The sequence below is a fragment of the Terrabacter carboxydivorans genome (assembly GCF_039532035.1).
GTDB classification, from domain to species: domain Bacteria; phylum Actinomycetota; class Actinomycetes; order Actinomycetales; family Dermatophilaceae; genus Terrabacter; species Terrabacter carboxydivorans.
This window is the reverse complement of record NZ_BAAARE010000009.1, coordinates 69,972-81,956: the sequence shown is the minus strand read 5'-3', so window position 1 is coordinate 81,956 and position 11,985 is coordinate 69,972. Positions and strand designations below refer to the sequence as shown.

General features: G+C 71.2%; 14 protein-coding genes. 6 read left to right on the top strand and 8 right to left on the bottom strand.

What is annotated here, in order from left to right:
- Window positions 1-42 precede the first annotated feature (42 nt).
- On the top strand, window positions 43-1,488 hold the full coding sequence (locus ABD297_RS11290) for a KamA family radical SAM protein (RefSeq protein WP_344255028.1): 1,446 nt from the start codon (window positions 43-45) through the stop codon (window positions 1,486-1,488).
- Window positions 1,489-1,510: 22 nt separating this feature from the next.
- Here ABD297_RS11290 and ABD297_RS11285 read toward each other — a convergent pair whose 3' ends face one another.
- Both ABD297_RS11285 and ABD297_RS11280 read right to left on the bottom strand, forming a co-directional pair.
- Window positions 1,511-2,008, bottom strand: coding sequence for an SRPBCC domain-containing protein (locus ABD297_RS11285; RefSeq protein ID WP_344255027.1), 498 nt, complete (start codon window positions 2,006-2,008; stop codon window positions 1,511-1,513).
- 23 nt (window positions 2,009-2,031) lie between these two features.
- On the bottom strand, window positions 2,032-2,364 hold the full coding sequence (locus tag ABD297_RS11280) for an ArsR/SmtB family transcription factor (protein ID WP_344255026.1): 333 nt from the start codon (window positions 2,362-2,364) through the stop codon (window positions 2,032-2,034).
- A 168-nt stretch (window positions 2,365-2,532) separates the two neighbouring features.
- On the opposite strand from ABD297_RS11280, the gene ABD297_RS11275 reads away from it, so the two are divergent.
- The 3 genes from ABD297_RS11275 to ybaK are packed head-to-tail and all read left to right on the top strand — an operon-like array spanning window position 2,533 to window position 4,390.
- A complete protein-coding gene (locus ABD297_RS11275; RefSeq protein ID WP_344255025.1) occupies window positions 2,533-3,270 on the top strand; it encodes a VOC family protein in 738 nt (245 codons plus the stop codon).
- Entirely contained in the window at window positions 3,267-3,887 is a 621-nt protein-coding gene (locus ABD297_RS11270; protein ID WP_344255024.1) for a TetR/AcrR family transcriptional regulator, read from the top strand. The genes ABD297_RS11275 and ABD297_RS11270 overlap by 4 nt, the downstream gene beginning before the upstream one ends.
- The gene (gene ybaK / locus ABD297_RS11265; RefSeq protein ID WP_344255023.1) at window positions 3,887-4,390 is read left to right on the top strand and encodes a Cys-tRNA(Pro) deacylase; all 504 of its coding nucleotides are present in this window, start codon (window positions 3,887-3,889) and stop codon (window positions 4,388-4,390) included. Before ABD297_RS11270 ends, ybaK begins: the two co-directional genes overlap by 1 nt.
- On the opposite strand, the gene ABD297_RS11260 is transcribed toward ybaK, so the two are convergent.
- Window positions 4,383-4,841 carry an Lrp/AsnC family transcriptional regulator gene (locus tag ABD297_RS11260; RefSeq protein ID WP_344255022.1) on the bottom strand — a complete coding sequence of 153 codons (459 nt, stop codon included), beginning with the start codon at window positions 4,839-4,841 and terminating at the stop codon, window positions 4,383-4,385. The genes ybaK and ABD297_RS11260 overlap by 8 nt on opposite strands.
- A gap of 117 nt (window positions 4,842-4,958) precedes the next feature.
- On the opposite strand from ABD297_RS11260, the gene ABD297_RS11255 reads away from it, so the two are divergent.
- Window positions 4,959-5,900: a 5'-3' exonuclease gene (locus ABD297_RS11255; protein ID WP_344255021.1), complete on the top strand. Its 942-nt coding sequence runs from the start codon at window positions 4,959-4,961 to the stop codon at window positions 5,898-5,900.
- 129 nt (window positions 5,901-6,029) lie between these two features.
- Window positions 6,030-6,254 (top strand): hypothetical protein, encoded by a 225-nt coding sequence (locus ABD297_RS11250; protein WP_344255020.1) that lies wholly within the window; start codon window positions 6,030-6,032, stop codon window positions 6,252-6,254.
- A gap of 207 nt (window positions 6,255-6,461) precedes the next feature.
- On the opposite strand, the gene ABD297_RS11245 is transcribed toward ABD297_RS11250, so the two are convergent.
- From ABD297_RS11245 to tatA, 5 genes are all read right to left on the bottom strand, one after another.
- Window positions 6,462-6,662, bottom strand: coding sequence for a cold-shock protein (locus ABD297_RS11245; protein ID WP_020144233.1), 201 nt, complete (start codon window positions 6,660-6,662; stop codon window positions 6,462-6,464).
- Window positions 6,663-6,883: 221 nt separating this feature from the next.
- A complete protein-coding gene (locus ABD297_RS11240; protein WP_344255019.1) occupies window positions 6,884-9,757 on the bottom strand; it encodes a DEAD/DEAH box helicase in 2,874 nt (957 codons plus the stop codon).
- Entirely contained in the window at window positions 9,754-10,659 is a 906-nt protein-coding gene (locus tag ABD297_RS11235) for a diacylglycerol kinase (RefSeq protein WP_344255018.1), read from the bottom strand. Before ABD297_RS11235 ends, ABD297_RS11240 begins: the two co-directional genes overlap by 4 nt.
- A gap of 9 nt (window positions 10,660-10,668) precedes the next feature.
- Window positions 10,669-11,475, bottom strand: coding sequence for a twin-arginine translocase subunit TatC (tatC, locus tag ABD297_RS11230; protein ID WP_344255017.1), 807 nt, complete (start codon window positions 11,473-11,475; stop codon window positions 10,669-10,671).
- A 39-nt stretch (window positions 11,476-11,514) separates the two neighbouring features.
- Window positions 11,515-11,904: a Sec-independent protein translocase subunit TatA gene (gene tatA / locus ABD297_RS11225; RefSeq protein WP_344255016.1), complete on the bottom strand. Its 390-nt coding sequence runs from the start codon at window positions 11,902-11,904 to the stop codon at window positions 11,515-11,517.
- Window positions 11,905-11,985: the final 81 nt, after the last annotated feature.

Here is an 11,985-nt window from a genome sequence, read left to right as displayed (position 1 = left end):
TCATAGGAGGTCAGGCCCCGACCCTTCGGCTATCGTCGGCTCATGACACTGGTGTCACAGCCGTATGTGTACGCCCGTCGCCCGCTCGTCGAGCCGGACTGGACGAGGTTGCCGGGCTGGGCCCACGTCACCCAGGCCGACTGGGACAGCGCCCAGTGGCAGCGCGTCAACTGTGTCAGGAACATCAAGCAGCTGCGCGCCCTCATGGGCGACCTGCTCGACGACCGCTTCTACGACGACCTCGCCCGGGACCAGGCCGAGCGGGCCACCATGTCGATGCTCGTCCCGCCGCAGATGCTCAACACGATGGTGCCCGCCACCGAGTCCGCGATGCCGTCGGCCGGCCACGACTTCACCGAAGCCTTCTATGCCGACCCGGTACGCCACTACATGCTCCCGGTCTTCTCCGACCGACGCACGGACTGGCCGTCGCACCCGCACGCCTCCCGGGACTCCCTGCACGAGCACGACATGTGGGTCGCGGAGGGGCTGACCCACCGCTACCCCACCAAGGTGCTGGCCGAGCTGCTCCCCACCTGCCCGCAGTACTGCGGGCACTGCACGCGGATGGACCTCGTCGGCAACTCGACCCCGCAGGTCGCCAAGCTGAAGTTCGACCTCAAGCCCGTCGAGCGGTATGCCGCCATGCTCGAGTACCTGCGCGCCACGCCCGTCGTGCGCGACGTCGTCGTCTCCGGCGGCGACGTGGCCAACATGCCGTGGAAGAACCTCGAGTCGTTCGTCGACCAGCTCCTCGACATCGACAACATCCGTGACATCCGGCTCGCGACCAAGGCCCTCATGGCGCTGCCCCAGCACTGGTTCGCCGACGACGTCGTCGAGGGGGTGGCCCGGGTGTCGGCCAAGGCCCGCGCCCGCGGCGTCTCGCTCGCGATCCACACGCACGTCAACAACGCCCAGTCGGTGACGCCGTCCGTCGCCCGGGCCTCGGGGGCGATGCTCGAGGCCGGTGTGCGCGACGTCCGCAACCAGGGCGTGCTCATGCGGGGGGTCAACGACTCCACCGAGCAGCTGCTCGACCTCTGCTTCGCGCTCGCCGACGGCGCCTCGATCACGCCGTACTACTTCTACATGTGCGACATGATCCCCTTCGCCGAGCACTGGCGGCTCTCGCTCGCCGAGGCCCAGCACCTGCAGCACTCGATGATGGGCTACCTCCCCGGCTTCTCCACGCCGCGCATCGTCTGCGACGTGCCCTTCGTCGGCAAGCGCTGGGTGCACCAGGTGGAGGAGTACGACACGGTCCGGGGGATCTCCTACTGGCGCAAGAACTACCGCACCTCGATCGAGGGCGACGACACCGAGGCGCTGTCGCGCGAGTACGTCTACTACGACCCGATCTACACCCTCCCCGAGGAGGGTCAGCAGTGGTGGCACGGGTCCGTCGACCACGAGACCGTCATGGTCGAGGCGACGCACCGGGCCGCGACGAGCCGGGCCGCGGCCGAGTCGCAGCTCGTCCCGTGAGCGGGCACGAGCCGGGCGGCCCTCAGCGGGCCGCAGCCTCCTCGTAGACGGGCGTGAGCTCGGTCCAGCGGTCCTTCCACGCCGCGGCGGGCTCCTGCTCGGACCAGCCGTCGGTGTGCGCCGGGGCGTCGTCGGCGAGCGACCGCCCCAGGTCCTCCAGGTGGACCTGCCAGCCCGCGCCGTAGAAGTGCAGCTGGCCGACCGGGAGACCACGCTCCTCGACGACGAGACGCGTGCGCTCCCCCTCCGAGGTGAGCCAGGCCTCGAGCTGGGTCTCATCGTCCGTGCCCGGCTCGTTGGTGACGAGCAGGTGGTGCGGGGCGTCGCACGCCTCGATGCGCACGGCCCCGGACCACGTGCTGGTGAAGACGGCCCGGACGGTGGCGCCCACGCTGAGGTCCCCGGACACCTGGGCGATCCAGCGCGCCAGCCGGTCGGGCGTCGTGCACGCCTGCCAGAGGTCCTCGATGTCGGCGTCATAGATGTCCTCCACCCGAACCAGTCCGTGGGTGTCGTCCATCGCTCGCATCGTGCCGTTGATCTTCACTGTCCTGCCTTCTCTCCTCGTGCGATCTTGCCTCGGGCGATCTCGGTGTGCAGCGCGTCGAGCCGGTTCTGCCAGAGGGCGCGGTAGCCCTCGAGCCACTCGTCGACCTCGACGAGCGGCTCCGGTCGCAGGCTGTAGATCCGGCGCTGCGCCTCGGCCCGGACGTGGACGAGCCCGGCCTCGCGCAGGACGCGCAGGTGACGGGACACGCCGGGTCGGGCGATCGGGAGCGCGTCGGCCAGCTCGCCTGCCGTCGCCGGGTGGTCCCGGAGGATCTCGAGCACCGTGCGCCGGCTCGGGTCGGCCAACGCCTGCAGCACCATGTCCATGCGTCGAACATACCCATCTTGTTACGTACCCGCAAGGGTACTAACGAAGGGTGGGCTGCAAGGGAGCGACGCGCCCTTCCTCATGTCAGCTATCCCTTTGTCCTCGCAGACCGCACGGCCCTAGCGTGTGGAGCCTCCCGGACGACGACGATCGGAGGAGGCCCCACCATGACGAGCCGGCTGCTCGAGCTCTGCCACGACGCCCGCGACCCCGACCGGCTCGCCCACTTCTGGGGCCGCCTGCTCCGGCAGGAGACCGACAGCGACGGCGTCACGCTGTTGCCGCGCAAGGACACCGACATCGCGATCCGCTTCGTCCGCACGCTGGAGCCGAGGTCCACGCCGAACCAGATGCACCTGCACCTGACGAGCAGCTCCGCCGAAGAGCAGCAGTCCACCGTGAACCGCGCCCTCGAGCTCGGCGGCCGACACCTCGACGTGGGCCAGACGCCCGAGGAGGGGCACGTCGTGCTCGCCGACCCCGAGGGCAACGAGTTCTGCGTCATCGAGCCGGGCAACTCCTTCCTCGCCGACACCGCCTTCCTCGGGGAGCTCGCCTGCGACGGCACTCGCGACGTCGGCATCTTCTGGAGCGCAGCCCTCGGCTGGCCGCTCGTGTGGGACCACGACGAGGAGACCGCGATCCAGTCGCCGCGCGGGGGCGCGAAGATCGCCTGGGGCGGCCCTCCCGTGCGACCGAGGTCGCACCGCAGCGTCATGCACTTCCACGTGGGCCCACCGGCGCCCGACGCCCTGGACGCCGAGGTAGAGCGCCTCCTCTCCCTCGGGGCCAGGCGGCTCGACCGGTCCCTCGGAGCGGGGTGCGGGATCGCCCTCGCCGACCCGGACGGCAACGAGTTCTGCGTCCAGGGCCCTCGCCCGGGCCGCCGTAGACTGCGGCGGTGACCTCCCGCTCCCCCGGCACCCGCACCCGCATGCCCCGCGCCGAGCGTGAGGCGCAGATGCTCGCCGTTGCCGAGCAGGTCTTCTCGGCCCGCGGCATCCAGGCCACGACGATGGACGAGATCGCCGAGCTCGTCGGCGTCACCAAGCCGCTCATCTACGACTACTTCGGCTCGAAGGAGGGCCTGCTCGCCGCGACGATCGAGCGCGCTCGCGGCCAGCTGCTGGCAGCCCTCATCGACTCGTGGGTGGCCCAGCCGAGCGCCGCGGCCCGCGTGCGGGTGCGCGGCGTCGTGCACGCGTTCTTCGCCTTCATCGACGAGCACGAGCAGGCGTTCGCGCTGCTGCGCACCGAGGGCGCCCTCATCGGAGAGGCGTCGGCCTCGGTCGAGCGCATCCGCCAGCAGACGGCCAAGGCCTTCGCAGAAGGCCTGCGCACCCTGCCGGCGTTCGAGGCCCTGGAGCCGCGCCGCGTCACCGTCATGGCCGAGATCCTCATCGGCGGCTGCGAGCGGCTCGCCGTCTGGCGCAGCACCCACCCGGGAACCACCGCAGAGGAGGCCACCGAGCTCGTGGTGACGACGATCTGGGACGGCCTGGCGTCGGTCGCGGGGGCCTGATGGCGAGGCAGCGCCCCACCGACGGGCCGTCGACGCCGGCCACCGTGGCCCTCGACCGAGCCGGCATCGGCTACACCCGACACCCCTACGAGCACGCCGCGTCGGCGCAGCGCTACGGACTCGAGGCCGCCGCAGCGCTCGGTGTCGACCCGGCGCACGTCTTCAAGACCCTCCTCGTCGACACGGGCACGGGGCTGGGCGTCGGCGTCGTGCCGGTCGACGGGCAGCTCGACCTCAAGGCGATGGCGTCGGCGCTCGGGGTCAAGGCGGTCACGATGGCCGACCCGGCCGCCGCCGAGCGCAGCACCGGCTACGTCGTGGGCGGGATCTCCCCGCTGGGGCAGAAGCGGGCGCTCCCCACGGTGCTCGACGACACGGCATACACCCTCGAGCGCGTCTACGTCTCGGGCGGACGGCGTGGCTTCGACGTCGGCCTGTCGCCGGTCGACCTGGCCCGCCTCACCCGTGCCGTCCGGGCGCCCATCGGCCGCCGGGTCAGCTGAGGTCGCGGGGAGCCGCGGAGGCGCTGCGTCCCTCCCACGGCGTCGACAGCACCACCGTGGTGTGGGTCGAGACGTTGGCGGCGGAGCGGATCCGGGCGAGCAGGTCCTCGAGGTCACCCGGCGTGCCAACCCTCACCTTGAGGACGTAGCTCTCCTCCCCCGCCACCGAGTGGCAGTCCTCGATCTCCGTGATGTGGCGCAGGCGCTCCGGCACGTCGTCGGGGGCGCTCGGGTCGAACGGCGTCACCGAGATGAGAGCCGTCAACGGCAGTCCGAGTGCGTCCGGGGAGACCTGCGCCGTGTAGCCGGTGACGACCCCGCGCTCCTCCAGCCGTCGGACGCGCTGGTGCACGGCGGACGTCGACAGGCCCGTGGCCTTGCCGAGGTCCGTGTAGCTCATCCGGCCGTCCGCGAGCAGCAGTCCGACGAGTCGACGGTCGAGATCTTCCATGGGCGAAGGCTAGTGCAGCGGTCGTGCGCGGGGTGGCCGGTTCTCAGCGCGTCCGTGCGACCGAGGGCGCGCCGCGCGGGCGCCGACCGACCGGGATCGCCCGGTACCCTCTCGCGTATGCCGTCCGCCGCCCCCAGGATGCTCCTGCTCGACTCCGCGTCGCTGTACTTCCGCGCCTTCTTCGGCGTGCCCGAGGTGATCGGCCCGAGCGGGGTCCCGACCAACGCCGTGCGCGGGCTGCTCGACATGATCGCGTCCCTCGTCGACCGCGGCCGCCCCACGCACCTCGTGGCCTGCTGGGACAACGACTGGCGCCCGGCCTTCCGCGTCGAGGCCATCCCCTCGTACAAGGCCCACCGAGTGGCCGAGCCCGGACCCGACGAGCTCGCGGGCGAGCAGGTCCCCGAGGCCCTCGGCGTCCAGGTGCCCATCATCATCGACGCCCTCACCGCCCTCGGGATCGCGCGGGTCGGCGTCGACGGCTACGAGGCCGACGACGTCATCGGGACCCTCGCGACCCGGTTCAGCGGGCGTATGCCGGTCGACATCGTCACGGGCGACCGTGACCTCTTCCAGCTCGTGGACGACGCGAACCAGGTGCGCGTCGTCTACACGGCCCGAGGGGGCGTGCGCTCGCCAGACCTCGTCGACGAGGCCTTCCTCGCCCAGAAGTACGGCGTCGGCACCGGACCCGCCTACGCCGACATGGCGGTGCTGCGCGGCGACACCAGCGACGGGCTGCCCGGGGTCGCGGGCATCGGCGAGAAGACCGCTGCCAAGCTCATCACGACCTACGGCACCCTCGAGGCCGTGCGCGCCGCCATCGTCGAGGGCGACCCGGCGCTCAAGGGGGCCCAGCGCGCCCGGCTCGAGGCCGCGACCGACTACCTCGACGCTGCGCCACGCGTCGTCGCGGTCGCCAAGGACGCCGCCGTGCCCGACGTCGAGCTCGCCGCGCCGAGCGCCGTGGCCGACCCGGCGCTCATGTCGAGGCTGGCCGTCGAGCACGGCCTGACGTCGTCCTTCGACCGGGTGATCTCGGCGCTCGGCATCGACTGACGACGGGTGTCCACCGGGCGCGACGGGCCGGTCACGGTACGGTCACGTCTCGCGCTCCGTCGTGCGGGCAGACCCCGAGGCCGGCCCTTCGCGGTCACCACCCCCTCACGAAAAGGCGCATACTGAAGGGTGCCCAACCACGGAACTCCAGACCGCCGTCGACACCTCTCCAGCAGCCCGTTCAGCCCGGCTCCTGCCCGGGACATCGAGCAGTTCTCGGTGGGAGACCGGGTCTCGCACCTGCGCCACGGTCTCGGCGTCGTCGTCGCCTGCAACGAGTCCACGGTGACGTTGCGCTTCGAGTCGGGTGTGGTCCGGGTCAACAGCCCGTTCGACCGCCTGACGCGCCTCTGAGCCTTCCCCGGCGAGCACGCCGCGGCGCCTGCGCGCCGCCGTCCTGCTGACCCCACGGCCCGGCCGGGGGTGGGTGAGCGGACCACGGAGCGGCTGCGCAGCGGCTTGGGCCGCAGCAGCACAGGACACGACGAAAGGCCGGTCCCCCTCGAGGGGGACCGGCCTTCGTTCGTGCGGACTGTGTGGTCCGCCGAGATCAGCGAGTGATCAGAGAGCGCGGACGCGCATCGCCTGCGGACCCTTGGGGCCCTGCTCGACGTCGAACTCGACGGCCTGGTTCTCCTCGAGGCTGCGGTAGCCGTTGCCCGTGATCTCCGAGTAGTGGACGAAGACGTCGGGACCCTCGGTCGGGGCGATGAAGCCGAAACCCTTCTCCGAGTTGAACCACTTGACGGTTCCCTGTGCCATGTTTTTCTCCTTTGGGTGGAAGTGAGCCGTTGCTTGTCAGCGACCCCCGGTCGGCAGAGACGCGACCACTTTCCAGAAACCCTGAAGAAACAGTTGCGCTCGCAATGGCGTTCCTTGCGAGCGTGTGAAGACACGAGCACCAAAAACGTCGACCGGTGACCCAACCATAGCCGACCGGTCACCTCGGGCGACAATCGCCGCGGCAGCCGCCGGCGGCCACCTCAGTCGAGCCGGTCCGCCGCCACGACGCCACGCAGCACACCGTCGCTCGCCCGCCGCGCCGTCGTCGCCAGGTCGGGGTCGGCGGCATCGGTGAGCTGCCCCAGAAGGTCGATGACCTGCTTGCAGCGGCGGACGAAGTCGCCGGCGGCGAGGTCGGTCCCGCGCAGCACGTCCTCGAGCCGCTGCCCGCTCGCCCACCGGTGCATGGCCCACGCGAGACCGCCGTCCGGCATGCCGGTGCGGGGCAGCGCGAGAGCGCCCTCGGCGTCCTCGAGGTCGGACCAGATGCGGATCATCCGGTCGTAGGCCTCGCGCACGTCGTCGGTGGGCCACCGGGGCGTGAGGCCGCCCTCCTCGCGCCGTGGCTCGTGCACGAGGGTCGAGACGATTGCGGCGAGCGACGGCGGGTCCAGGCGGCGCCACACGCCCTCGCGGAGACACTCGGCCGCCAGGAGGTCCTTCTCGGTGTAGAGCTGCCGGAGCCGGTCCCCCTCGGCAGTGATCGTCTGACCGCCGTCCCCGAGGTAGCCCATCTCGACGAGCAGCTCGCAGATCCGGTCGAAGGTCTTGGCCACGGAGTTCGTCCGGCCGTCGATCTTGCGCTGGATCCCGTCCGTCTCGCGCCGCAGCCGCCACCAGCGCTCGGCCCACCGCGCGTGGCTCTCACGGTCGGGACAGCGGTGGCAGGGGTGGGCCTTGAGCCTGCGGCGCAGCTCGTCGACGCGGTCCTCCGACGGGTCGGCCTCGCTCTGGCGCCGACGCGGGGGCGGGTCGTGCGGCATCGTCGCCCGCAGGGTGGCGGCCAGGTCGCGACGCGCCTTGGGGTTGCGCGCGTTGAACTGCTTCGGCACACGCATCGAACCGAGGGGCTCGAGCGGTGTCGGGACGTCGTGCAGGGTCAGGCGACGCAGCTGGTGGTCCTCGGTGACGACGGCCGGGGAGGCCGACTCGCCCTTGCCGCCGCGGTTGGGCATGACCACCACGGCCAGGCCGCTGTGCCGCCCGGCCGGGATGCGCACGATGTCGCCGATCTTGAGCGACTCGAGCGAGATCGCCGCCGCAGCACGCAGCGACGCGGACCGGGCTCGGGCACCTTCCTTCTCGACGTCGCGGATCTCGTTGCGGATCGCGGCGTACTCGGTGAAGTCACCGAGGTGGCACGTCATCTGCTCCGCGTAGCCGGCGAGGGCCTCCTCGTTGCGACGGACCGTGCGGACGAACCCGACGACGGCGCGGTCGGCCTGGAACTGCGCGAACGAGGTCTCGAGGATCTCGCGGGCACTCTCGCGCCCGAACTGCCGCACGAGGTTGACCGCCATGTTGTAGGTGGGCCGGAAGCTCGAGCGCAGCGGGTAGGTGCGCGTCGACGCGAGGCCTGCGACACCCGCCGGGTCGAGCCCGCGGTTCCACAGCACGACGGCGTGCCCCTCGATGTCGATGCCGCGACGGCCGGCACGGCCGGTGAGCTGGGTGTACTCGGCCGGGGAGATGTCGACGTGGCTCTCGCCGTTGAACTTCACCAGTTTCTCCAGCACCACGGTGCGGGCCGGCATGTTGATGCCGAGCGCCAGCGTCTCGGTGGCGAAGACGGCACGCACCCGCCCGGCAGTGAAGAGCTCCTCGACGATCTCGCGGAACGTCGGCAGCATCCCGGCGTGGTGCGCGGCGAACCCGCGCGAGATGCCGTCGACGAAGTCCCAGTAGCCGAGCACCGAGAGGTCCTCCTCGGCCAGGCCCTGGATGCGCGTCTCGACGAGCCGGCGGTTGGCCTCACCCTCGGACTCGGGGATGAGGCGCATGCCGCTCGAGAGCAGCTGGCCCACGGCTCCGTCGCACCCGGCACGGCTGAAGATGAAGGTGATCGCCGGCAGCAGGCCCTCGCGCTCGAGGCGCTCGATGACCTCGGCGCGCGTCGCACCGCCTCCGGGGCGACCGCCCCGCGAGAAGCCGCGTCCGCCGTCACCGCCGCCGGGACCGCGGCCACCGCCGGAGTCGTTGCCCCGCCGCCCGCGCCCGGACCAGTCGTCGCGCCCGTTGTTGCCCGAGCCGCCACGTCCGCCGTTCTTGCCGCGGGGACGACCCTTGTCACGGCCCCCGCGAGAGCTGACCCAGTGCGAGTCCCACGCCCCCCGTCCCTCGGTGCCGCGGATGGCATGCACGAGGTCGGGGTTGACGCTGACCGAGTAGCGACCGGGCGCGGCATCGAAGTGCTCGTCGTCCTGACGCGCGTCGCGCTCCTCGACGAAGAGGTCGAAGAGCGTCTGACCCACCATCATGTGCTGCCAGAGAGGCACTGGACGGTGCTCGGAGACGATGACCTCGGTGTCGCCGCGCACCTCGCCGAGCCACGCACCGAACTCCTCGGCGTTGCTCACGGTCGCCGACAGCGACACGACGCTCACGTCGGGCGGCAGGTGGATGATGACCTCCTCCCACACGGCACCGCGGAACCGGTCGGCGAGGTAGTGGACCTCGTCCATGACGACCCAGCCGAGCCCGCGCAGGGTGCTCGACCCGGCATACATCATGTTGCGCAGCACCTCGGTCGTCATGACGACGACAGGGGCCTCGCCGTTGATCGAGGCGTCACCGGTCAGCAGGCCCACGTTGTCGGCGCCGTGCACGCGGACGAGGTCGGTGTACTTCTGGTTCGACAGCGCCTTGATGGGCGTCGTGTAGAACGCCTTGCGGCCGGTGGCCAGGGCCATGTGGACGGCGAACTCGCCGACGATGGTCTTGCCCGCTCCCGTCGGGGCGGCCACGAGGACACCGCGCCCCTCCTCGACGGCACGGCAGGCCTCCGTCTGGAAGTCGTCGAGCGGGAACTCGAGCTGCGCGGCGAACTCCGCGAGCCGCGGCCAGGTGGCGATCACGCGGACACCCCCGACGGGGTGACGACACGGAGGGCGCCGGGGACGACCTCGGCGTCGATGGGTAGGTCGGCGAACGTCTCGCCATCGGCCTGTGAGTGGATACCGCTCGCCTCCAAGCGAACTCGCCGGGCGCGATGGATCTCGACGGCCGGGTGGGTGATGTGGGTGCCGGAGTAGACCTTGGGGAAGACCCGGAGGAACGCGGGGATCGAGAGGGCGTGGACGATCATGACGTCGAAGAGCCCGTCGGCGACGTCGGCGTCGGGACACACGCGCATGCCTCCGCCGAAGGAGGTGGTGTTGGCCACCGCGACCAACATGGCGCGCGTCTCGAGGCGGCGTCCGTCGAGCTCGACGGCATACGGGATGGGCCGGAAGACGGGCAGCTCACGCAGGACGGCGAGGTTGTAGCGCATCTGCCCGCGCGGCCACGTCATGCGCTGGGCACGGGCGTTGACGACGGCGTCGAAACCAGCACCGAGGACCCCTCCGAACCACCGCTCCCCCGCCACCGCGTCGCGGACCCGGCCGAGGTCGACCCGGCGGGTGTGCCCCTCGGTCAGCAGCCCCACCGACGCACGGGCGTCCCGCACCGGCAGGCCGAGGTTGCGGGCGAAGTCGTTGCCCGTCCCGGCGGCCACGACGGCCAGGCGCGTCGGGGTCCCGGCGCACAGGTTCACCCCCAGGTGGACCATCCCGTCGCCGCCCACGACCGCGAGCGTGTCGACACCCTCGGCGACCACCGAACGGGCGCGCTCGCGGGCCTGGGCGTAGTCCGAGCCCGAGACCTCGACGACGTCATGGCCGGCCTCGCGCAGCAGGCGCCGGGTCTGCTCCCCCAGCTGCCGCCCGACGCCCTTCCCTGCGGTGGGGTTGACGATCAAGGCGACGCGCTGGGACACACCCGCACGCTACAGGGCGGACGCCTGGTCGTCGGGGACGTCCAACCAGTCGGGCTTGTGCTCCTCCTTGCGCCGGTCGAGGAGGAACGCCACCCCGACGGAGGCGAAGTAGAGCGCCACCATGGGCGCCGCGAGGAAGAGCATCGTGTAGGCGTCCGGCGTCGGCGTCATGACGGCCGCGAAGACGAGGATGATCATGACCGCGGGGCGCCAGCCCTTGAGCATCGTGCGCGCCGGCAGGATGCCGACCAGGTTGAACGCCACGAGGAAGACCGGCAGCAGGAACGCGCACCCGAAGGCGACGATGAACTTCAGGACGAAGTTGAGGTACTGCGAGCCGTCCTGGAGGTTGTAGGCCCCCGAGGGCGTGAACCCGAGCAGCACGGCGACGGCCTTGGGCACCATGATGAACGCGAAGAAGCACCCGGCGAGGAAGAGCGGGACCGCGGCGACGACGAACAGCCGCGCGATGAGCTTCTCCTTCTTCGTCAGGCCGGGGACGATGAAGCCCCAGATCTGGAAGAGCCAGACGGGCGAGGCGATGATGAGCCCGACGAACAGCGACGTCGTCAGCTGGAGCGCGAAGGCGTCGGTCATCCCTGCGAAGTTGATGTTGACGACACCGCCGCGGCCGGCCTGGAGGTCCTTGAGGGGCTTGGTCAGGGCATCGATGACCTGGTTGTAGTAGATCCAGCCCACCACGCCACCGATGATGATGGCGATGGCGCTGATGGTGATGCGGTTGCGCAGCTCACGAAGGTGGTCGCCGAGGGACATCCGCCCCTCGGGGTCGCGCTGGCGTCGCAGAGACGGCATTCAGGTCAGTCCGTGTGCAGGATCCGGGTGCCGAACCACTCAGAACGTCGTGTCGCGGCGGAGGTCGTCCGTGCTGCTCGCCGACGTCCCGGCAGGGCTCGTCGGTGCGACCGGGTTGGTGGGGGTGCTGGCGGCGCGGAGGCGGTCGGCCTCGGCGCGGGCCTCGGCGGCGCGACGCTCGGCGTCGGCCAGACGGGCCTCGGCGGCGCGGCGCTCGGCGTCGCCGTCGACGACGTCACCCGGCACCGTGGATCTCGCGGCGTCGCTGGGGGCGGGCTTGCCGTCCTTCTTCAGCTCGTCGACCTCGGACTTGAACACCCGGGCGGAGCGGCCGAGGCTGCGAGCCATGTCGGGGAGCTTCTTCCAGCCGAACAGGGCGATGAGAACGACCGCGATGATGATGAGTTCGGGGGCACCCAGGTTGGGCATGGTTACGTCTCCTCGTCGAAAGCCGGTCCGGATCGGAACCGTCATGGCGCAGCCTCGGTGCTGCAGGTGACCAGCATACGT